The sequence below is a fragment of the uncultured Treponema sp. genome, assembly GCF_945873775.1.
In the GTDB taxonomy this organism is placed as follows: Bacteria; Spirochaetota; Spirochaetia; order Treponematales; family Treponemataceae; genus Treponema_D.
In genome coordinates this window covers 22,958-45,426 of the sequence record NZ_CAMCEC010000010.1, presented here as the reverse complement: position 1 = coordinate 45,426, position 22,469 = coordinate 22,958, and the positions used below count along the sequence as shown (strand labels likewise).

The window sequence follows — 22,469 nt, the reverse complement described above, 5'->3', positions numbered from 1 at the left end:
TTATTTAAAAATATCTTTTTAAAAAGGGATTGCAATGGATTTTCAGATTTCGCACAGTCTTCCAGGCAGAGTAAGGCTTAGGTATGAGCGTCATATTCTGTCTTTGCGTCAGGCAATGCTTGTGCAGATGCTTGTTGGACTCCAAGAAGGAATAATTTCTGTTTCTGTTAATACAGTTTCAGGCAGCATCCTTATTGAATACAAAGATACTTCATTGGAAACGGTTCTTTCGTATATAAAGGCTCTTGACGGAAAGTATCTTGATGACGAAAATCTGCTTTCGAGCGTTTCTGTGCCTTCTGTGCAGGAAAGTCTTTTGGAATCGTTGCTGTCCCTTACAGTTGAGCATTTTCTAAAAAAACTTCTTCCGCTTCCATTGAGAAAAATAATTTCTCTAGTTTCAATTATTCCGCGTGTTCAAAAAGGCTTGGCAAGTGTGGCAAGAGGAAAGCCGTTCTGCGCGGAAACTCTTGATGCGGCTGCAATTTCTCTTTCATATTTGACTGGCGACATTGATACTGCTGGAACTATAAATTTCCTTTTGAATATCGGCAATACTCTCGAAGATTACACAAAGCGAAAGTCCCATGACAATTTGACTCAGTCGCTTCTTATAACTGATGAAACCGTTACAATCGTTCAGGATGGAGAAGAAAAAGAAATTTCCACACAGCTTTTAAAGGCGGGCGACATCGTTATTGTTCGCGCTGGCTCTGTAATTCCTGTTGACGGAACTGTTGTTGACGGCGTTGGAATGGTAAACCAGGCTTCAATGACTGGAGAAGCTCTGCCTGTTCAGCGTGAAAAAGGCTCGTCTGTTTTTGCTTCCACAATTATTGAAGAAGGCGAAATAAAGATAAAAGTGAAGGCTTGCGGAGGCGAAACCAAAGTAAGCAAAATTGCAAATATGATTGACCGATCAAATTCACTTAAGGCTGCAAGTCAGGAAAAAGCGGAACGTGTTGCTGACAATCTTGTAAAATACAATTTTTTAATTGCGGGTCTTGCGTATTTCTTTACACGTAACTTTACAAAGGCGGCTTCAACATTGCTTGTGGATTATTCCTGCGCCATGAAGCTTTCCGCGCCGATTTCAGTTCTTTCTGCCATGAGAGATTGCGCTCGTAACGGAATTCTTGCAAAAGGCGGAAAATTTCTTGAGGAATTCGCAGAGGCGGACACAATTGTGTTTGATAAGACAGGAACGCTGACAGAATCGAATCCTGTTGTAAAAAAAATTGTTGTTTTTGGCAATAGAAATGAAAATGAAGTTTTAAAACTTGCTGCTTGCCTTGAAGAGCATTTCCCGCATTCTTTGGCGCGTGCTGTTGTAAATGAAGCTGCGTCCAGGGGATTGAACCACAAGGAAGAGCATACAAAGGTCGAATATATTCTTGCGCATGGAATTGCTTCCAGCCTTGACGGAAAAAAGCTCCGCATAGGAAGCGCGCATTTTATCTTTGATGACGAAAAAATTCCGCTTACAAAAGAAGCCGATGACTGCATAAATACAATAACCGGCTGTTCCCAGCTTTATTTTGCAATTGACGGAGAACTTGCCGCTATAATCGTAATTGAAGATCCAATCAGAAAAGAATCTTGCGCTGTAATAAAAAAATTGAAAGACTCTGGCTTTAAGAATGTGATTATGATTACAGGCGACAATAAGCATACTGCAAAAGAAGTTGCGGAAAAAACTGGCGTAACAGATTTTGTTGCTGAAGCTCTTCCAGACACAAAAGTATCCTGGATTGAAAAGCTTAAGAAAGAAGGGCACAAAGTTGTTATGGTTGGAGACGGAATCAATGATTCTCCGGCTCTTTCTGCGGCAAATGTTGGAATTGCAATGGGAAAGGCAAGCTCAATTGCAAGCGAGACTGCGGATATTCTTCTTCCTGACGACGGCTTGGATTCTCTTCCAGTTTTGCGGAAAATAAGCCGAAACTTGATTTCAAGAATTCACGGAAACAACCGAGCTATAATCGGAATAAATTCTGCGCTCATTGCCGGCGGACTTGCTGGTTCCATAACACCGCAAATGGCTGCCTTGCTTCATAACAGCTCCACAGTTGCAATCAGCGTGAATGCAATGAGTTCCTTGGACTAAAAAATGATTGTTTCAAGTTTTTTCCCAGGAAGAATCCGTTTACGCAATGATGTTTTTAAAGATGATGATATATTTTCCGCATTGTATTCTGCTGTCGGAAGCCATTCTGCCGTAAAAAAAGTTGAGCGCAATGAAAGAACTGGCAGCGTGCTTGTTGAATATATTCCAGAAAATCTGCCCATGGAAAAACTTCTTGCCTTAAAAGATGAGCTTCTTGCGCTTGGAAAACTCGCAGAATCTTATAACAAAAAAAACAAGCCCGTTATCCTTGAAAAAATTCAGGAAATTGAAAAAAAACTGAAATAACTTTGCATATTTCATAGCTTTTATTATATTTAAAGTAATTCTCTTTCTTAACGGAGGTTCTTTATGGATAACAAGGCTATGTTCAATTTGTCTTACGGACTTTTTATTTTGACTGCAAAAGACGGCGCAAAGGACAATGGCTGCATTGTGAATACTGTGGGGCAGGTTACTTCCCAGCCAAACAGAATTTCTTTGACAGTAAACAAAGCGAATTATACGCATGACATGATTCTTAAAACAAAAGAATTCAATGTTTCCGTTCTGGCAGAAAATTCCAAATTTGAAACTTACAAGCATTGGGGCTTTCAAAGCGGCAGAAATACAGACAAACTTGAATCAATTTCTTTTAAAAGATCTGCAAACGGCCTTGTTTATATTGCGGAAGAAACAAACGCATTTTTGAGCGCAAAAGTTGTTTCTACCATGGATTTGGGAACGCACACGCTTTTTATTGCCGATGTTACAGATGGCGAAGTTCTGTCGCAAGTTCCTTCAGCGACTTATTCATTTTATCAGAATAACATAAAGCCAAAACCAGCTTCCGCGGAAAAGAAAAAAGGCTTTATTTGCACTGTCTGTGGATATATTTACGAAGGCGAAACTTTGCCGGACGATTTTATTTGTCCTATATGCAAGCATCCAGCCTCAGATTTTAAGCCGCTTTAATGAATTTTTTGTGTCATTGTCGGAGCGTTACATGCAATCTAGCTGTTTTCATACTGAAAAATTCAATATTTTCTAAAAAAATTGATATTTTTGCAAATTCATATTGACATTTTTTTTTGGAAAGTATATTTTCTTAACTACGGTAGCCAAAGTGAAGAGGTAATACCCGTTCCCATACCGAACACGGAAGTCAAGCTCTTCTACGCCGATGATACTGCTAACGCGGGAAAGTAGGAAGCTGCCGTGTTTTTATTTTAAACGCTTTTCTTTTTTTTCAATCAATAAAAATCTTATATTTTTAATATTTTAGTTATTATATGCTTTAAAAAAAACTTTATAATTCTTCACTCCGTTAGGACATATAGAGCAAGGAGGCTATAAAACTTCATTTTGTTTTGTAATGATGGATTCAGGTCATTGAGTTTTTTGATTGAAATAATTGATGAGCCTGGATTAAAATAATCCGGAGGACAAGCAAATGAGAAAAACTATAAAAATTTTTTCTTTGATTCTACTATGTTTATTCTTTATTTCATGTTTCGAAGCCTTTGGATGAAAATGAAAGTTTTACGCGACCAAAGTTACCTAACTGAATTTTGAAACCATTATTAAGATACTGAGGCAATTTTCTTACCAAAGATGTAAGAACAGCTTCAACGTCAGTTACGTTTAATGTACAAGCATCGGAAATATCCTTTGCCAAGTCCATTACTGTAAGCTCTTCCATGTACTGTGGAGCAGCATAAAATTTTTTTTCATCAGTATTAAGGGGATAGAATCCATCTTTATTTCCAGAAGTTGCAGCCAGTGCAATTCCTACACCTAGTGCAATTGCTGCTAACCCCAAAGCAGCCCAACCAGAAAAATCATAGGTCATTCTATGACACCGTTGTGTGATAAACTTCTACAAATAACGGGAATAAAAATATTTTGCGAAATCGTGATATTTTACACACTTAAAACACAAAGTTGTGATATAATTATCTATATTATGCAAGTAGACTATACAAAGCTTTGGTCTCGTTATAAAGAAATGGGACACAAGAATAAAACAGACCTTATTGAAATGGCAGGAATATCTACAAACATTCTTGCAAAACTGACTAAAGGTGAATTTATTTCAATGGATAGTATCCAGCGCATTTGTAAAGCTCTGAATTGTGATGTGGGCGATATATGTGTAATTAATAATGTGGAAGGAAATAGCTAAAAAATGTTGCCTGAAAAAAGTATTGATATAAAAGAAAATGACCTTCTCAAAATAGATCCGGAATTATTGGCAATTCTCTTAAAAGATAAAACAACAGGCAATAACATCATATGGGCAACTGATAATTATTCCAAATATGGTTTTTCTTATTCTGCTGAGAAAGAAATCAAAATAGAATTAATTACCTCACGTCATGGCGGAATTATAAAGCCTCGAATTGAAAAATCAAAAACAGAGCAGCAGCAGAGAGTGCGCCAGAAAGCTGAAGTTTTTACACCAAGTTGGATTTGCAATATGCAAAACAATAAGGTTGATGAAGAATGGTTTGGGCGAAAAGATGTTTTTAATTTAGAAAAAGAGAACTCTTGGGAAATAACGAAAGAAAAAATTATATTCTCTGATTCTGAAAAAAAAAGCTGGCAAAATTATGTTCTTTCTAAAAGACTTGAAATGACTTGCGGTGAGGCTCCATATATAACAAGCCGCTATGATGCAGTAACTGGGGACTATATAGAAGTTTCAAATAGAATTGGAATATTAGACAGAAAACTTAGAATTGTTAGTGAAAATACTGAAACAAGAGAAGAATGGATAAAGTGGGCTTATAGTGCAGTTCAAAATGTTTATGGTTTTGACTGGCAAGGTGATAATGTTCTTATTGCAAGGGAAAATCTTTTATTTACTATTGCTGAACACTATAAAGCAAAATTTAATGAAAAACTCGAAACTCAAGATTTGGTTGGTTTTGCAAAAGTAATTGCATGGAATATATGGCAAATGGATGGCCTCAAATATGTAATTCCAAATTCTTGCTGTACAAAAGAAATTATAGATGAAGATTTGTTTGAACGAAGAATAATTGCAAAGCCTTGTGTTGGATGTATAAAAGGTGACAATCGAAAACACAATGGCATTTACTGCATTATTAAAGACTGGGAAACTCATAGAAATATTCGCTTTGTGGATATGGTATTTGGAGGCGGGAAATAATGGCAAGAAAAACAATAAAAGAAGTTACAATCCGTAGTTCAGCCGCAGAATATTTGACTTTTGTTGCTGCAAGTGGTGACGACAAAAACAGCGTAGAAGTGCGCTACGAAGATGAAAATATCTGGATTACGCAAAAAATGCTTGCTGTTTTGTATGAAATCGATGTAGCAGGTATAAATTATCACATAAAAAAAATTTATGATGACAATGAATTAACTCCAGAGGCAACTATTAAAAATTTTTTAATAGTTCAAAATGAGGGCGGTCGTGAAGTTTCTCGTGAAGTAAAGCACTATAACCTTCAGATGATAATCGCTGTTGGCTTTAAGGTGAATTCTGAAAGAGCCGTGCAGTTCCGCAAATGGGTCAATAATATTGCAAAAGAATATACCATCAAAGGCTTTGCAATGGATGATGAGCGTCTTAAAAATGATGGCTCAATTCTTACAAAAAAGTATTTTGAGGAACAGTTGGAACGAATCCGTGAGATTCGTTCCAGTGAGCGCAAGTTTTATCAGAAAATTACTGACATTTATGCTACTGCAATTGACTATGACAAAGATGCCGCCGCTACAAAACGTTTTTATGCCACCGTTCAGAACAAAATGCATTTTGCCGTTCATGGGCACACAGCAGCAGAATTGATTGTAGAGCGGGCTGATGCAAGAAAAGAACATATGGGGCTTACGACATGGCAGGATGCCCCAAATGGAAAGATAAAAAAAAGCGATGTAACAGTTGCAAAAAACTATCTTACAGAAAAAGAATTAGGACAATTGAACCGCATGGTTTCCGCTTACCTTGATTTTGCCGAAAACATGGCAAACCGTCATATTCCGCTTACAATGGCTGACTGGGAAAAACGATTGAATAAGTTTATAGAGATGTTTGAATACGGACTTTTGCAGGATGCAGGAAAAGTAACGGCAGAAATTGCAAAGCTTCACGCCGAAACAGAATTTGAAAAATACCGAATTGTGCAGGACAGATTATACAAGAGCGACTTTGATAGATTTGTTGAAGATGAGGGGGCTTTGTAAAATGGCACAGATTTTTAATCAAGCATTTGAGCAAAAATTGATTTATGTTTATCGCATTAACGATACAGCCCATGAAGGTATTCTTAAAATTGGCGAAGCCTCTTGTAATGCAGGAATGGCTTATTTTGCTTTTGAGCCAAATTGCAAAGAATTAAATGCTGCTGCAAAAGATAGAATCCGCCATCAGACACAAACAGCCGGAGTGTCTTTTGAACTTCTATATACCGAAGCAACGGCTTATATGAAAGGAAAAAATCTTATAGTTTTTCAAGATCATGATATTCATGACATTCTTGTACGCTCTGGTATTAAAAGAAAAATATTTGATACAGAACATAAAGCAAATGAATGGTTTTACACAGATCTTGAAACTGTAAAGAAAGCAATTGCAGCTGCAAAAGAAGGAAGAACATCTCTCAATGCAAGTGAAATAACTACAGATAGAAGTCCTGTAATTTTCAGACCAGAACAGACGGAAGCTATTGAAAAGACAATTAAACAATTCAAAAAATCTGGTGGAAGTCATCAGATGCTATGGAATGCTAAAATGAGATTTGGAAAAACACTTTCTACATTAGAAGTTGTTAAGCGCATGAATTACAATCGCACTCTCATTTTGACACATCGACCTGTAGTTGATTCTGGTTGGTTTGAAGATTATGGAAAAATATTTTATGACCGTGATGATTTCTATTATTTTTCTAAGAAGAATGGGGGTGATCCAACAGAAGAAGAAAACTTCCATGAAATGATTCATAAGGCTGACGATAACGGAATGAAGGACTTCCACTTCATTTACTTTGCCTCAATTCAGGATATGAGAGGTTCTGAACTTGTTGGAGGAAAGTTTGCTAAGAATGAAGAAATTTTCAATATAGCATGGGATTTAATCATAATTGATGAAGCTCATGAAGGAACGCAAACTGAACTTGGTAAAGCTGTTCTATCAAAATGCCGCAAAGAAAACACGAGAGTCCTTCATCTCTCTGGTACTCCATTCAATCTTATGGATGATTTTAAAGAAGATGAAATCTATACCTGGGATTATGTGATGGAACAACGGGCAAAAGCCGAATGGGAAAAAATCCATCAGGGAGACCCGAATCCATATTCAGTACTGCCAAAACTCAGTATTTATACATATAACTTGGGAAAGCTTTATCCTGAATATGCAGATGCCGACATTGCATTTAACTTCCGTGAATTCTTTAGAGTTGATAAAGAGGGATACTTTATACACGAAGCAAATATAAAACAGTTTCTTGATTTATTAACAAAAGAAGATACTGATTCAAATTATCCATATTCAACAGAAGAATACAGACAGAATTTTCGTCATTCACTTTGGATGATTCCAGGAGTAAAAGAAGCTAAAGCTTTAAGTAAACTTTTACAAGAGCATCCTGTTTTTGGTCAATTTGCAATTGCAAATGTAGCAGGTGACGGAGACGAAGAAGAGGAAGAAAAAGAAGCTTTAAAGAAAGTAGAAAAAGCAATTGGTCCAAATCCAGAAGATTCATATTCAATTACTCTTTCTTGTGGACGACTCACTACCGGCGTAAGCGTAAAACCTTGGACTGCTTGTTTTATGCTGTCTGGTAGCTTCAATACTGCGGCAAGTACTTATATGCAGACAATTTTTCGTGTTCAGACACCAGCTATAATTGGAGGAAAGCAGAAAGAAGAATGTTTTGTATTCGACTTTGCTCCAGACCGTACTCTAAAAGTAATTGCGGAAACTGCAAAAATCAGCAGCAAAGCCGGTAAAACAACGAACAATGACCGTGAGATATTGGGCGAGTTCTTAAACTTCTGTCCAATCATTGGTTTTGAAGGCAGTCAGATGAAGGTCTATAATACCGAAAAAATGCTTGGTCAGCTTAAAAAGGCTTATATTGAGCGGGTTGTAAAAAATGGTTTTGAAGACAGTTATCTTTATAATGATGAACTTCTTCACATGGATAAACTTGCTCTTGAAGAGTTTTCTAAACTTAAAGAAATAATTGGTTCAACAAAAGCTCAAGGAAGTACAGGTGATATAAACATTAACGCACAAGGTTTAACTGATGAACAATATGAATTATTACAGCTGCCTGAAATCAGAGAAAAACCTGTTAAAGAACTTACTCCAAAGCAGCAGGAAGCATTAGCTCGCGAAAAAGAAATCAAGAAAAATCGTGATACTGCAATTTCCATCTTACGAGGAATTTCTATCAGAATGCCGCTTTTGATGTACGGAGCTGATTTGCAAAAAAATCTTGATGGAACAGAAGAAACAATTACTCTTGATAATTTTTGTGATTTAGTTGATGACCTTTCATGGGAAGAGTTTATGCCAAAAGGTGTAACTAAAGAAATCTTTGGACAGTTCAAAAAATATTATGATTCAGATGTGTTCCGTGAGTCTGGTATAAAAATCCGGGAAATGGCTCGCGCTGCGGATAAACTTAGTATAGAAGAAAGAATTGAGCGTATAAGTTCAATTTTTGCTACATTCCGAAACCCAGATAAAGAAACTGTTCTTACTCCTTGGCGTGTTGTAAATATGCACCTTGCACAAAGTCTTGGAGGCTGGTGTTTCTATGATAAAGATTATAATGAGCAAATACTTGAACCAGAATTAATAAAACAAAATGAAATTACTGATGAAGTTTTTAAAAAGAATACACATATTTTGGAAATAAACTCAAAAAGCGGTTTGTATGCCTTATATTGTGCTTATAGTGTCTATCGCACTCGGGCAAAACTTGAGCTAGGCCCTAAGCCTACACGAGAAATGGAAATTGATTTATGGAAGAAAGTTCTTGCAGAAAACATTTTCTTAATTTGTAAAACACCTATGGCAAAAAGAATTGCGCAAAGAACTTTGGCCGGATTCACAGGAACAAAAGTAAATGCTCATTATTTTGAAGACCTCGTAAATCAGCTGAAAAACAAACCAGAAAACTTTATAAGCAAAGTGAGCAAAACAAATTACTGGAAAAAGGATGGAAATGAAGATATGAAATTTGATGCAATAGTAGGTAATCCACCATATCAGATTATGGCAACAGGAGACGCAAACGGTTCAGATCCAATTTATCATCTTTTTATTGATGCCGCCTGCAAGCTTGGTGAAAAGGTAAGCTTTATTCATCCTGCAAGATTTTTGTTCAATGCCGGTAAAACTCCGAAAGACTGGAATGAAAAAATGCTTAATGATGAACATTACAAAGTTGTTCAATATTGGGCAAACAGTGGAGATGTTTTCCCAACAGTAGATATAAAAGGCGGTGTTGCAGTTACTTATTGGGATAAAAATAAGACTTTTGAAAAGATTGGAACTTTTGTTGCTTATGATGAATTACGAACAATATTAGAAAAAGTAAAAGCAAAAGATTTTGCAACGTTCTCGGAATTAGTATATGGTCGTGATTTATATCGTTTGACTGATAAACTTTATGAGGAAAATCCATGGGCTGAAAATCGTCAGAGTAAAGGTCATAAATATGATATCGGGTCAAATGTTTTTGATACATTCCCAGAATTGTTTTATGAAGAAAAACCTAATGATGATTATGACTATGCGAAGATTTTTGGTCGGGAGAAAAATAATCGTATTCTAAAATGGATAAAAAAATCTTATGTAAAAGTGCCCGACAATTTTGATTCTTATAAAGTATTTATTCCTAAGGCAAATGGAACGGGGGCGATAGGCGAAGTTCTATCGACCCCGATAGTCGGCGAGCCGATAGTCGGCTCTACTACAACATTTTTAAGTGTTGGAAAATTTAATTCACAAGAAGAAGCCGAAAATTGCATGAAGTATATAAAAACAAAATTCGCCCGTGCAATGCTTGGAACACTCAAAGTAACACAAGATAATCCTCGTGAAACTTGGCTTAATGTGCCTCTTCAAGATTTCACTGCAAACAGCGATATTGACTGGAGCAAATCTATTCCCGAAATCGACAAACAGCTGTATAAGAAATACAATCTTTCAAAAGATGAAATCGAGTTTATTGAGAGCAAGGTGAAGGAGATGTAAGGAAAAAAACTTATATGATAGAGCGATATTTTTCAATTAAAGAAAATGATTCTCAAACATATGATTTCCAATTTATTCGCATAACTGAGGACTGTGATAAAGATGATACATTAATTAATGAATTACAGAAATCTATTATTCGTGAATATCGTGAACCAAGTTATTTACAAAGAAAAAGAAGAAATCTTGATAGAGCAGGTTTGGAAGATTATATTCGTAAAAAAGTTATTCCTGATGAAATTACAAATTTTGATTTAGCAACTAGATATGGAGATTTTGGTGAAATCTTTGCTTCATTAGTAATACAATTTGTTGACAATAAAAAAACGTTTAATAAATTACAATGGAAATTTAATAAAGATAAATCTGTTTTTGGAACAGATATTGTTTCATTTGATTCTTTAGAAGAACCAAGTGAAATTTGTTATTATGAAGTTAAAACTAGAGAAAACTGCTTAAATAAAGAAGAAGTTTCAAGAAAGAAGATTGGTGATGATGAGATTATTGAAAAAGAATATATAAGTGTGATTGCTTATAAGTCGTTAGAAAAAGATATGCTTTCTGATAAAGAATCAATTTTAGACTATATGAGTAGATTTTATCATGCCACAGGTGATGAAGATATAAGTGATTTATTTTCAGATTTAGTTGACGGGGTAAAATCTGTAAATAAATCATATGAGGTATTTATTATTACTGATTCTAAGAATTTGTCAAAAGATTATAAATCATTATTAACAGCTCTCAATAGTTATCCTAAAACAATTAATCCATTAAAAGTTACTTTTATTTTTATTGATTCAATAAAACAATTAATGACAGAAACCTGGAATACGATTGTTGAACATGGTGCTGTATTTATAGAGGAAAATTCACTATGACAAAAGAAGAGTTTATCCTTAAATCTGAATCTAGATTATCTAGTCTAGAAAATGACAGTAAATTCAAAAATTATTCAAAACAATTACTTGCAGATAAGTTAAAAGCAGATTTTAACAAAAACTATAAACTTGATTACTTATGGCGAAAAAGTTTGATTGCTATTTCTTCGAGTTGTTTTATTTTAGAAAATGATACAAATTCGAAAATAGCTTTAAAATCGTTATATAAAATTGCAAATAATTTGGAAAATATATCTGAGATTGAAGAAAGTTCTAGTCAGTTTGATGTTGATTTTTTAAGGATTCTATCTGCTCTTTGTTATGATATTTCTGGATATCAGGCAAATGCATATTGCATTGCAAAAAAAATTAATGAGTATCAATTAAGTTCAGATTTAGATATAGATCTTACAGAAGATAATTATATCATTCAAATAATTCAAAATGCTTTATTAAAAAAGATTCCATTAATTAGACAGTTAATCTTATCAAAAAAACATGACTCGTCAAATTCAGAACCTTTTTCAACTCTTTTATGCGCATTTGAATTATGGACAAATCAAATACTTAATTTAGAGGAAAATAATTATTTTCCTCTTTTCAATGAGTCTTACGAATTATATTTGAATGCAGGTAATATTTATATTTCCCAATTAATTCTATTGTTTAAGATTCGAATAAAAATGTATGAAAATCGTTCTATATATTTAAAATTAAAAGATATTACCGATGGAAATATTATTTGGAATAAGTATATAAAACTTTTAGCAAATGATTATTATGAATCTTACAACAAGATAAAAGAAGTTACCGATAAAAAATCAATATTTGAATTTTGGACATCCCAAATACGTGCTATTGATGATGGATTATTGTCAAAAGATGAAAGCTTTGTTGTACAAATGCCTACAAGCGCTGGTAAAACATTTATAGCAGAATTATTTGTATTAAAATATCTTATAAACTATAAGAAAAAAATATTATATATATCACCTTTTAGAGCTTTAGCATCTGAAAAGGTGTCAGAGTTAGGAAAATATTTTTCATATCTTGGATATAAAGTTTCTTCGTCAACTGGCAGCTATGAATATGAGCCAATGTTTGATTCTGTATTTGATGATACAGATGTTTTTATTCTCACTCCAGAAAAAGCAGATTATATTTTGAGAATGTCACCTGAGGTTTTTGATAATATCGGTGCAGTTGTTGTTGACGAAGGGCATATAGTAGGTGATTTAAATTCAAGAGCTGCATTAACAGAATTATTACTCATAAAATTAAAAATAAAATATCCTGAAATAAAAACACTTTTTATTTCAGCAGTTATGCCTCCAATAAATGCTTCTGAATATGCACAATGGCTTTCTAATAATAAAGATAATGTTTTACGCTCCAAATTATTTAATGATTCCAGTGTCCAAGAAGAATGGGAACCTACTCGGAAGAATATTGGATATTTTGAATGGACGACAGGACAAGATGGAAAAAAGAATGGACAAATTCAATTTTCAAATGTAAAAACAGATGATGAAGTTGTTGGTGCAGAACAAAATGCATTTGTCCCATATTTTTTAATTGGTAATGAATATGGAATTAATTCTGTAAATAAAAAACCAGAAACAGCTGCTGTTTTAGGAATTAAATTTTCAGAATCAGGAAATACATTAATCTTCTGTGGACAGGTACAACGTATAGAATCTGTAATGGCAAGATACAAATTAATATTCAAAAAAAATCCTGATGGTGTAGAACATTTAATTCCAGACACAAATAAAGAATCATATTTCTATAGTAAGGAATGGTATGGAGAAAATCATCCTATTACAGAATCAATTTTGTATGGAATCGGAGTACATTATGGGGATATGCCAGAACAAGTTCGGGCTGCCGTTGAAAAAGATTATAAAAGCCAAAAATTGAAAATCTTGTTGTGCACGAATACCGTTGGTCAAGGTGTAAATTTTCCTATAAAGAATATAATATTTTATGACATTTCCATTGGGTATACACCTGGGAATGGTCTGGATAATATTCTATATCGTGATTTTTGGAATATTATAGGCCGCTCCGGACGAGCTGAAAAAGAAACCGAAGGAAACGTAATTTTTGTTGTTAATTCTTCAGCGGATATGAACCATTATAATGATTTTGTTAATAAAAATAATATAGAAAAATCACAAAGTCTATTATCCTATGCTTTAGAATTAAGACTTTCTGAATCTGTTTTAGATTCATTAGTTTTGGATATATTAGAAACTTTCCTTTTAGATATGATAACCGAAGAAGTATTCGAGAATGATGAAGAATTTATCAATAATATTATTGATAACGGTTTATTTAAGATTCAATCAAATGAGGAAGATATTTCAAAAATCCATGCATCTTTTCATAAAGCAATTTCTTCATTGAAAGAACAGGATGCAAATCTGGAAGAATTAAAAGAATTTGGAAAAAATGGTTTAAATTTACATGATAATGAAATTATTATTAAATTTATAAATGAACAAAAAGAATTGATAAATGACATTATCGAAACTGACGATATTAGCAAATTTATTGATATTTTCTTAAATTTAATTACTGAAAATGAATTAAATGTATTAAACGATGATAAATTGATGTCTTTAATTACAGATTATTCTTGGCATAATTATAAAAATATTATTAATTTATGGATTAATAATGGAAGTGTTGGCGAGATTTACTCTTTATGGAATTTGGAAATTAAAACTGATTTTAAATATTTCTATGTTTTATTAGCAAGAGGTCTTTTTTATCTTTTTCCTTGGATTTGTAATGCATTTATTATTCTGATTGCTTACCTTTTTGAAAAGGACTATTTTGATATTCCTGAGAAAATACGTTCTATACCAACATTTTTGAAATATGGATTAAATAATCGAATGTCATGTGTCGCTAGAGAATGTGGCATTAAAAATCGGGAAACAGCAATTTATTTGGCAAATGAAAGTCATAAAACAACTGATAAAGATTTTATTACATGGCTTGCTAATTTAACAAAATTTGAAATAGATAAAATGCATTTATCTTCATTTGAAAAAGAAAATATTTTGGATGTTTCATTTAATTTAACACCAAAAAACAACACATATGATCAAAGAAATTTTACAGTCAGTATTGTTGGAACAAAATACGATGAACAATGGAAAAAGAATTCTAAACATGTTGCTATTGGAGATAAACTTACACTAATAAGAGATAAAGACAATAAATATGATCCTTTTGCTATTTTTGTTGCATATAATGAATGTATTTTAGGTTATATTCCAAGAGAAAATGCAAAGTATATGGCAACGGAAATGGATTTAAATAATACAAAATATGAGACAATCGTATTAAGTATGAGTTATGTTCAAAATGAAGATTATAATATAATCAATATATCTGTTAATGTATCATTTTTTTAAATACTATTTTAGAAAAGCTTTATAAAATATAAAGAGGAATAAATGAACCAAGAACTTATAACAGCCGTAGAAGCAATAAAAACAGCAATTTTAAAGGATAGGTAAAAAGGTTATATAACGTTAGGGATTGTAGCACCGCCAAAGGCGTTCCGAAGCGAACAGAGTGAGCGTAGGAATGGAGCGATAGCGGAAGTGCGAAAAGCCCGACCTGCCGAAAGGTAGGGAACGCCCCAAAAAAGGAGAAATTAATGTCCGAATCCCAGTTAATCGAATACAAAGAAAGTTGGCGTGATGAATATCTCAAATGGATTTGCGCGAGTTTTGCTTGTCAAAACTCGTTTAGCAAGACGCGAAGCGGATTGCGACGTTTTCCAAATGCGCAGGGTGGTGTGCTTTATATTGGTAAGCGTGATGACGGCTCTGTTTGTGGCGTTGGTGATTCAAAGAGGCTTATGGAAGATATTCCGAATAAAGTTCGTGATGCTCTTGGATTGATTGTTGATGTGGATTTGATTACTGAGAACGGACTTGATGTTATAAAAATCACTGTTGAAGAAAATCCTTATCCTGTGAATTACAAGGGTGAGTATCATTATAGAACTGGAAGCACAAAACAACTTTTGCAAGGTTCTGCGCTGACTAATTTTCTTCTGCGTAAGACTGGCAAAAATTGGGATTCTGTTCCGCTTGAAAATGTGAGCGTTGAAGACCTTGATAAAGAAAGCTTTGATATTTTTCACCGTGAAGCAATCCGTAGCGGAAGAATGAGTAAGGATGACTTGAAACTCTCAAATCAGGATTTGCTTGAGAAATTGAATCTTCTTGACGGGACTTTGCTTAAGCGTGCAGCGGTTTTGCTATTTCATCGAAATCCGGAAAAATGGATAACAGGTTCATTTGTAAAAATCGGTTTTTTTGAAACTGACGCAGACTTGCGCTATCAGGATGAAGTTCATGGTTCTCTTATGATTCAGGCAGACCGCGTTATAGATTTGCTTTATACAAAATATCTGACTGCAGAAATCTCTTATGACAACATAACTCGAATTGAGCATTATCCATTCCCTAAAGATGCCGTGCGAGAAGCGGTGTTCAACGCGCTCATTCATCAGGATTTTTCTGTTGGCGTGCCTGTGCAAATCAGTGTTTACAAGGATAAGCTTTATATCAGCAATGACTGTGTTTTTCCTGCCAATTGGACAGCCGACACTTTAATGCAAAAACATCGTTCGCTTCCCCATAACCCGGATATTGCAAATACATTCTTTAGAGCGGGCTTTATAGAAAGCTGGGGCCGTGGCATAGAAAAGATTTGCAATCTTTGTAAGGAATACGGAATTGCCGAGCCTGAATATACGGTTCATCCCAATGATATTATGATGATGTTCAAGGCAAATGAGCCTGTAAAATTGGTTCTTGCCGTTATTGCTGATAATCCTAATTTATCAAAAGAAAAGATTGCTGAAAAAATCGGAATGTCACGGGCCACGGTAACACGAGCTTTGGCAAAATTAGTGGAAATCGGCGCGATTCAGCGTATCGGTTCGGACAAGTCTGGACACTGGGAGATTGTAGAGAATGGAGAATAAAATGAATCAAGAACTAATCACAGCAGTAGAAGCAATAAAAACAGCAATTTTACAATCTTCAAATTCATTAGCAGCGTCTACCGAATTAACAGCAATAATTCCAATTTCGGATTTTAAGATTTCAGGAATCAATCTTGCAGACTTTCCTGTAGAAGATTTTTTCAAAGTTCCTTTTTCTCATCATATAGCAATTTTCAGCAAAGTAAAAAAATCTTCAGGAACGCTACTATTATATCCATCGGGTTGTAGAAGAAAACTTACAGGTAGATACTCCAGTAACAAGTGAGGAAATCAAAGCCGTTGCCGAGCGGATCAATAGAAAACTCGCCGAAATAAATGGCCTTGATGACGAAGATTCAAAAGACGTAAAAAAAACTGAAGAAAGCAAAACGCCAGATTGAAAAGGATTATCTTCCAAGAAAAGAAAAATACGAAAAAGCAGACGCCACTTGGATGGGAGACTTTTGATGATTGACTTATAGAGGGGTTATATGAAGCGATTTGTTATTAATTTTTGTCTCTTGATTTTTGCATTACCATTATTTGCTCAAATGTCAGAAAAAGGGATTTCAATATTTATGATGACCCTTGCCGGCTGCTCTGGAAAAAATAAAACGGCAGATAAATCCCTTGGAAAACAGACTGTATGGCTGGCGAATCCGATTCATTAATCATCTGCAGAAGAAATTGCAGAACAGTTGAACGTAAAGTTTGCGGTTCCGAAAATGGCAGATAATAAAATCTAAATTTAGAAGTGAACAATGTTTTTCCCGGGGAATTTTCCTCGGGATTTTTTGTGTGAATAAAAATTCATTTATCTTATTTCAATTGATACTATCTGAAAAAACTTGTATACTTATTTAAATATTTATAATATAGAAAGAAATTTACTTTTATCGAAAATATGCAATTATATTTTTAGGATTTAGCAATGAAATTTACAGAATTTTCTTTACACGAGAGCCTTTTGCAGGGAATTGAAGGTGCAGGCTACGTGGATTGTACGCCGGTTCAGGAGCAGGTTTTAAAGTCTTCTTTGGAAGGAAGGGATTTGTATGTTCAGTCGCAGACAGGAACTGGAAAAACTGCGGCGTATTTAACAAGCGTTATTCAGGAGCTTTTGACATGCGGAGAGTCGGCTGGAAAAAAGGCTTTAATCATGGTTCCTACAAGAGAGCTTGCTGTTCAAGTTCAGGAAGAAGCTCAGAAACTTGCAAAGTTCACTTCTCTTAAATGCGCGAGTTTTTATGGCGGCGTTGGTTATGACAAGCAGGTTGCGTCTTTAAAAAAAGGCGTAGACATCATGATTGGAACTCCTGGCCGTGTAATCGACTTGAACCACGGAAACCAGATGGACTTGAGTTCTGTTGCTTTTCTTGTGATTGACGAAGCCGACAGAATGTTTGACATGGGATTTTACCCGGATTTAAGAACGCTTATAAAAGTTTTGCCTTCAAGCGAGCAGAGGCAGACAATGCTTTTTAGCGCGACTTTGAATTCTTATGTAAAAAATCTTGCCTGGGAATATACGCGCAATCCGGCGGAAATTACGATTGCCGCGGAAAATATAACTGTTGACGAAATTGCTCAGGAACTTTTCCATGTTTCAAGTGATGACAAGATGAAACTTTTGCTTGGAATTATTTCGCGTGAAAAACCTGAAAGCCTGATTGTTTTCTGCAACACAAAAAAAAGCTGCGAAATTGTTGCAAAACGCCTTAGAATGAACGGATTTGAAAGCGAATTCATAATTGGAGATCTTCCGCAGAAAAAGCGTCTTGCCATAATGGATAAATTTAAAGCTGGAGCTATAAAATGTCTTGTTGCTACAGATGTTGCTGCCCGCGGAATTGATGTGAACGACCTTGCAATGGTTATAAACTACGATTTGCCGAATGAGGCTGAAAACTACGTGCATCGAATTGGAAGAACTGCTCGCGCCGGAAAATCAGGAAAGGCATTTACATTTTGCAGCGAGCAGGACGTTTATTCTTTGCCGCCAATCGAGCGTTATATAGAAAAAAATATTCCTAGCTGTGTCGCAGATGAATCCATGTTTGCAGAAGATAAAAGCGCAGGCGTATATATAAAGCTTGACAGCTACCACGAAGATTACAATGATAAAAGCGAATTTGGCCGCCGCCGTGCAGCTGAATACAATAGAAAAAATGGCAGCTCAGGCAGAAGTCGCTCTTCAAAAAAAGGAAGCGGACGTTATTCTTCACGCAACGAAGAAGCTAAAAAAGAATACAAGCGCGACAGGCGTGTTTATATTGATGAAGATAAGCTTGCCAAAATGTCAACAGAAGAACGCATGAAAATTTACAAGGAAAAATATGCCTCTTTTGCTTCTGGTTCATCTTCTAACAAGCAGAAAGTTTCTGCAAAAAAACAAAACGGCGCAAAGAAAAATCCTTCAACGCAAAAAAATTCTTCGGGCAAAAAGAATTATTCTTCAAAGCCTGTGGAATCTAAAAAATCGCCTCAGAAAAAAAGCGTGTTTGCTAGAATAAAATCCTTCTTTGGAAAAAAATAAATCGGAGAAAAAAAATTGATTACAGTAACAGACGTAAGCCTAAAATTCAGTGAAAAACCTTTGTTCAAAGACGTGAACATAAAATTTATGAAAGGAAACTGCTACGGAATTATCGGTGCGAACGGAGCAGGCAAGTCAACTTTCTTAAAAATTCTTTCCGGTGAAATCGAGCATGACACGGGAACAATTACAATTACTCCCGGCGAGCGTATGTCGGTTTTGAGCCAGGATCACTTTAAATATGACGGATATTCGGTAAAAGAAACAGTAAAAATGGGCTATCCGAAACTTTATCAGCTTGAAAAAGACATTGATGCAATTTATGCAAAAGAAGATTTTTCTGATGAAGACGGAATGAAAGTTGCGGATATGCAGGCGGAATTTGGCGAGCTTGGAGGCTACGAGGCTGAAAATCAGATTGAACAGATGCTTTCCGGCCTTGGTCTTGAAGAAGAATTCCACGACAGAATGATGAGCGAACTGGACGAAAGCCAAAAGGTGCGTGTTCTTCTTGCTCAGGCGCTTTTTGGAAATCCTGACTATCTTATTCTCGATGAGCCTACAAACGGTCTTGATCTTGAGTCTATTATTTGGCTTGAAGAATTCCTTTTGGAATTTGAAAACTGTGTTATTGTTGTTTCGCATGATCGCCACTTTTTGAATGCAGTCTGCACATTTACTTGCGATATTGACTACGGAAAAATTACCCAGTTTACTGGAAACTATGATTTTTGGTATCAGATGAGCCAGATTCTTCAAAAGCAGGCGAAGGATCAGCAGAAAAAACGCGAGGACAAAATGGCGGACTTAAAGCAGTTTATCCAGCGTTTTGCAAGCAATGTTTCAAAGTCAGGCCAGGCTTCGAGCCGCAAAAAAATGCTTGAAAAAATGGAGCTTGAAGACATTCCTGTTACAAGCCGAAAATTTCCTTATGTTGGATTTCAGCCTGAACGCGAAATTGGAAACTTTGTCCTTACCGCTGAAAAACTGAATTCAAAGGACGACGATGGAAATGTTCTGCTCAATGATTTCAGCATTACAATTCATCCTGGCGAAAAAGTTGCTTTTGTTGGAATGGAGCATAACTCAATAACTTCATTCTTCGATATTGTTTCAGAAACAAAAAAGCCAGACAGCGGAACTTACAGTTGGGGGCAGACTACAAGCCATAGCTACATGGGACGCGACAATTCAGCGTATTTTAACAACGAGCTTACAATAACTGACTGGCTCAAGCAATATTCTCCTGATCAGGATGATGCTTATGTCCGTGGATTTTTGGGACGTATGCTTTTTTCCGGTGATGACGGACTTAAAAAAGTAAAGGTTCTTTCCGGAGGCGAAAAAGTGCGCTGTATGCTTTCAAAAATGATGCTTAGCGGCGCAAATGTTTTGATTCTTGATGACCCTACAAACCACTTGGATCTTGAGTCAATTGAAAGCTTGAATGAAGGTCTTGTAAAGTTCCCGGGCGTTGTAATGTTTTCAAGCCACGACCACGAATTCATTTCGACAATTGCAAACAGAATAATCGAAATTACTCCAAAGGGAATAATCGACCGCATGATGAATTTTGACGATTATCTCAAGGACGATCAGGTTAAGCAGCTAAGAAAAGAATATTACGCCGGCTTGAATAAAAAGATAAGAATTTAATTTCAGCGTGAATATGTATGAATATGAATCCGTGCATTGCATTTGTTTGCGTTGCGCGGATTTTTTTTGAGTGAAAATTAAAATTCTATCCAGTCTCCGTCTGTTGTTAAGTACCAGTCTGCAAGAAGAATCTGCGAGCTTGGATTGTACCAGGAAATGCTTCCGTTGTAGTTAAGAACTGCGACTCTGTCTTTTGATGCGGCGGCTTTTAGCGGCATAGAAGCGGAGCGGCGGAATATGGTTGTCTTTCCTGCTGAAATATTGTATGAGCGCACTTGGTTTTTGCCGATGTTCGTGAACACGAACGGATATTCAAGTTCTGTAAATGCAGTGGAATCTTCTGCCTGCAACGTAAACAGCGAATTTTGGATTCCAGACTTTGGATAGTAAGAAAATACAAGTGTCTTTGATGTGCCGTTTATCGAATCAATTGCGATTCCGTATATAGGAGAGGTTTCCTTGTTTTCATCATAGCTTAATGAGAATGCAACATCTCCATTGAATTTGAGCGGAACAGTTTCTTTTGTCTGGGTGTTTACAGAAACTATTGCGGAATCTCCTTTTCCTGTAGAAGTTTTTGCAACGACAACTAGATTTTCATTTACAAGAACCGCATCTTGAACCGAAGTTCCTGTGTATACAGTTGAATTTGCTCCTGTTTCCATATCATAGATTGCGACAATGGAAGTGCCAAGAATGTATACAATTTTATTTTTGAACACTCTCAAGTTTCTAAGCTGAGCAGATGGCGTGAATAAAGTTTTTGTATTTTCGCTTCCATCCAAGGACATCTGCTGAACTGGACGCTGTGTATTTTTTGACCACAAAATAAGAGAGTCATTGTATTTTAGAATATTTGTGTGAGAAAAACTTGAGCCTAGTCTGTACATGGCTTTTGTGTCATAGGAAGTTTTAAAAATTGCGTTTTGTGTCAAAAGATAGAAAAGACTTTCATCAGAATCAATGTCATAGATTTTCTGGTACATATTTTCTGTGATTGCAAAAATGCTGTACAATTCTGATTCTGGAATGTCTGTCATAGAATAGAGCGCGCCGTTTTGTGTTCCGAGCATTACAGTTTCTGCGTTTTTTGCAGCGCAGGTGAATTTATCGCGGCTCTTAAGTCCTGTGAAATTCTTTATAATAAGCGGTGAAACTGCCGATTTTCCAGTAAGAATTTTTTTCAATGATTCTTGATCTACAAGTTGCAACGAAAAATTTTTTCCGCCGTCAGCTATAAAATAAAGTCCCTGTTTGTCTTCGTGGCTAGATTTAGAAGCGAAAATGAGCGGCGAGTTTGCCTGGTACTGCGCAAGAGTTTTTCCAGACGTCGCATCAAGTATAAATATTGTGTTGTTTTTTTCTCCGGCAATAAATCTGTTTTTGAAGTTTCCTGTGCCAAAAAGTGTAAGCTGATTTAAAGAACTTGGCGCGGAAAATTTCGCCTTGACTTTCATTCCAATCAAATCGTAATAATAAAGCGTTCCTGACTTTGAGTACATGACAGCAGTTTTTTCTGAATCGCCTGTAAGAATGAGCGGAACAATTCCTGAAACATCGGTTGCTTTTTTTATTACAGTTCCAGTTCTCGCATTTAGAACAAAAGTTCCGTTTACCGCCGTTGTTCCGGCAAAAAGATATTTTCCCTTTGCTGAAAACGAAATTGAAACTATTGAGTTTGCAAATTTCTTGGAAAACTTTTTTGTGTAAGTTTTTGAATCTATTACGGTCAGCCTATGATTTGAAACTCCGTCTGTTTCATAAACCGCGATGTCTCCGTAAACTGGATTTTTTGCAACAAGCCGCACTTGCAGGTCGGAAACTTGGTAATGGTCTCCCATTCCGTCCGAAGTCCATTTTATAATGAATCCGTCGTTTCCAACTGAATAAAATGAGTCGTCAGAAGAAGATTCTGTTTCCGAAGAGAGCAGGGCATTGACTTTTCCTTCATGCGACTGAGTTGAAGCTATTGTCTGTGAATAAAGGCTGAACGATAAAAATAGCAGAACAATATTTATGAGTTTTTTCATGGA

General features: G+C 35.5%; 16 protein-coding genes and 1 rRNA gene. 15 read left to right on the top strand and 2 right to left on the bottom strand.

Annotation, left to right across the window (positions count from 1 at the left end; genetic code table 11):
• Positions 1 to 34: 34 nt before the first annotated feature.
• From Q0N70_RS06750 to rrf, 4 genes are all read left to right on the top strand, one after another.
• Entirely contained in the window at positions 35 to 2,107 is a 2,073-nt protein-coding gene (locus Q0N70_RS06750; protein ID WP_294015203.1) for a heavy metal translocating P-type ATPase, read from the top strand.
• A gap of 3 nt (positions 2,108 to 2,110) precedes the next feature.
• Positions 2,111 to 2,413, top strand: coding sequence for an HMA2 domain-containing protein (locus tag Q0N70_RS06745; RefSeq protein WP_294015201.1), 303 nt, complete (start codon positions 2,111 to 2,113; stop codon positions 2,411 to 2,413).
• Positions 2,414 to 2,476: 63 nt separating this feature from the next.
• Positions 2,477 to 3,079, top strand: coding sequence for a flavin reductase (locus tag Q0N70_RS06740; protein ID WP_294015199.1), 603 nt, complete (start codon positions 2,477 to 2,479; stop codon positions 3,077 to 3,079).
• Between the two features lie 138 nt (positions 3,080 to 3,217).
• Positions 3,218 to 3,326, top strand: a 5S ribosomal RNA gene (gene rrf / locus Q0N70_RS06735).
• Between the two features lie 285 nt (positions 3,327 to 3,611).
• Here rrf and Q0N70_RS06730 read toward each other — a convergent pair.
• The gene (locus Q0N70_RS06730) at positions 3,612 to 3,956 is read right to left on the bottom strand and encodes a hypothetical protein (protein ID WP_294015197.1); all 345 of its coding nucleotides are present in this window, start codon (positions 3,954 to 3,956) and stop codon (positions 3,612 to 3,614) included.
• A gap of 114 nt (positions 3,957 to 4,070) precedes the next feature.
• On the opposite strand from Q0N70_RS06730, the gene Q0N70_RS06725 reads away from it, so the two are divergent.
• The 11 genes from Q0N70_RS06725 (at position 4,071) to Q0N70_RS06675 (ending at position 20,436) form a co-directional block, all read left to right on the top strand.
• A complete protein-coding gene (locus tag Q0N70_RS06725; RefSeq protein WP_276752278.1) occupies positions 4,071 to 4,289 on the top strand; it encodes a helix-turn-helix transcriptional regulator in 219 nt (72 codons plus the stop codon).
• Between the two features lie 3 nt (positions 4,290 to 4,292).
• The gene (locus tag Q0N70_RS06720) at positions 4,293 to 5,279 is read left to right on the top strand and encodes a restriction endonuclease subunit M (RefSeq protein WP_276752276.1); all 987 of its coding nucleotides are present in this window, start codon (positions 4,293 to 4,295) and stop codon (positions 5,277 to 5,279) included.
• Complete coding sequence (locus Q0N70_RS06715) at positions 5,279 to 6,319, top strand: virulence RhuM family protein (RefSeq protein ID WP_294015192.1); 1,041 nt, start codon at positions 5,279 to 5,281, stop codon at positions 6,317 to 6,319. The genes Q0N70_RS06720 and Q0N70_RS06715 overlap by 1 nt, the downstream gene beginning before the upstream one ends.
• Before the next feature lies 1 nt (position 6,320).
• Positions 6,321 to 10,346, top strand: coding sequence for an Eco57I restriction-modification methylase domain-containing protein (locus Q0N70_RS06710; RefSeq protein WP_294015190.1), 4,026 nt, complete (start codon positions 6,321 to 6,323; stop codon positions 10,344 to 10,346).
• Positions 10,347 to 10,360: 14 nt separating this feature from the next.
• On the top strand, positions 10,361 to 11,227 hold the full coding sequence (locus Q0N70_RS06705) for a hypothetical protein (RefSeq protein ID WP_294015188.1): 867 nt from the start codon (positions 10,361 to 10,363) through the stop codon (positions 11,225 to 11,227).
• Positions 11,224 to 14,655, top strand: coding sequence for a DEAD/DEAH box helicase (locus Q0N70_RS06700; RefSeq protein ID WP_294015186.1), 3,432 nt, complete (start codon positions 11,224 to 11,226; stop codon positions 14,653 to 14,655). The genes Q0N70_RS06705 and Q0N70_RS06700 overlap by 4 nt, the downstream gene beginning before the upstream one ends.
• Before the next feature lie 248 nt (positions 14,656 to 14,903).
• The gene (locus tag Q0N70_RS06695) at positions 14,904 to 16,244 is read left to right on the top strand and encodes an ATP-binding protein (RefSeq protein ID WP_294015184.1); all 1,341 of its coding nucleotides are present in this window, start codon (positions 14,904 to 14,906) and stop codon (positions 16,242 to 16,244) included.
• A gap of 1 nt (position 16,245) precedes the next feature.
• A complete protein-coding gene (locus Q0N70_RS06690; protein WP_294015182.1) occupies positions 16,246 to 16,530 on the top strand; it encodes a hypothetical protein in 285 nt (94 codons plus the stop codon).
• Between the two features lie 205 nt (positions 16,531 to 16,735).
• Positions 16,736 to 16,915, top strand: a complete 180-nt coding sequence (locus Q0N70_RS06685) for a hypothetical protein (RefSeq protein WP_294015180.1) — start codon at positions 16,736 to 16,738, stop codon at positions 16,913 to 16,915.
• A gap of 260 nt (positions 16,916 to 17,175) precedes the next feature.
• Positions 17,176 to 18,780, top strand: coding sequence for a DEAD/DEAH box helicase (locus Q0N70_RS06680; protein ID WP_294015178.1), 1,605 nt, complete (start codon positions 17,176 to 17,178; stop codon positions 18,778 to 18,780).
• Positions 18,781 to 18,795: 15 nt separating this feature from the next.
• A complete protein-coding gene (locus Q0N70_RS06675) occupies positions 18,796 to 20,436 on the top strand; it encodes an ABC-F family ATP-binding cassette domain-containing protein (protein ID WP_294015176.1) in 1,641 nt (546 codons plus the stop codon).
• A 77-nt stretch (positions 20,437 to 20,513) separates the two neighbouring features.
• Here the strand turns inward: Q0N70_RS06675 and Q0N70_RS06670 are convergent, their stop codons facing one another.
• On the bottom strand, positions 20,514 to 22,466 hold the full coding sequence (locus Q0N70_RS06670) for a hypothetical protein (protein ID WP_294015174.1): 1,953 nt from the start codon (positions 22,464 to 22,466) through the stop codon (positions 20,514 to 20,516).
• Between the last annotated feature and the right edge of the window lie 3 nt (positions 22,467 to 22,469).

Coding starts and splice junctions, on each gene's coding strand:
- Q0N70_RS06750 (WP_294015203.1), top strand. CDS start 35: ATGGATTTTCAGATTTCGCACAGTCTTCCAGGCAGAGTAAGGCTTAGG.
- Q0N70_RS06745 (WP_294015201.1), top strand. CDS start 2,111: ATGATTGTTTCAAGTTTTTTCCCAGGAAGAATCCGTTTACGCAATGAT.
- Q0N70_RS06740 (WP_294015199.1), top strand. CDS start 2,477: ATGGATAACAAGGCTATGTTCAATTTGTCTTACGGACTTTTTATTTTG.
- Q0N70_RS06730 (WP_294015197.1), bottom strand. CDS start 3,956: ATGACCTATGATTTTTCTGGTTGGGCTGCTTTGGGGTTAGCAGCAATT.
- Q0N70_RS06725 (WP_276752278.1), top strand. CDS start 4,071: ATGCAAGTAGACTATACAAAGCTTTGGTCTCGTTATAAAGAAATGGGA.
- Q0N70_RS06720 (WP_276752276.1), top strand. CDS start 4,293: ATGTTGCCTGAAAAAAGTATTGATATAAAAGAAAATGACCTTCTCAAA.
- Q0N70_RS06715 (WP_294015192.1), top strand. CDS start 5,279: ATGGCAAGAAAAACAATAAAAGAAGTTACAATCCGTAGTTCAGCCGCA.
- Q0N70_RS06710 (WP_294015190.1), top strand. CDS start 6,321: ATGGCACAGATTTTTAATCAAGCATTTGAGCAAAAATTGATTTATGTT.
- Q0N70_RS06705 (WP_294015188.1), top strand. CDS start 10,361: ATGATAGAGCGATATTTTTCAATTAAAGAAAATGATTCTCAAACATAT.
- Q0N70_RS06700 (WP_294015186.1), top strand. CDS start 11,224: ATGACAAAAGAAGAGTTTATCCTTAAATCTGAATCTAGATTATCTAGT.
- Q0N70_RS06695 (WP_294015184.1), top strand. CDS start 14,904: ATGTCCGAATCCCAGTTAATCGAATACAAAGAAAGTTGGCGTGATGAA.
- Q0N70_RS06690 (WP_294015182.1), top strand. CDS start 16,246: ATGAATCAAGAACTAATCACAGCAGTAGAAGCAATAAAAACAGCAATT.
- Q0N70_RS06685 (WP_294015180.1), top strand. CDS start 16,736: ATGAAGCGATTTGTTATTAATTTTTGTCTCTTGATTTTTGCATTACCA.
- Q0N70_RS06680 (WP_294015178.1), top strand. CDS start 17,176: ATGAAATTTACAGAATTTTCTTTACACGAGAGCCTTTTGCAGGGAATT.
- Q0N70_RS06670 (WP_294015174.1), bottom strand. CDS start 22,466: ATGAAAAAACTCATAAATATTGTTCTGCTATTTTTATCGTTCAGCCTT.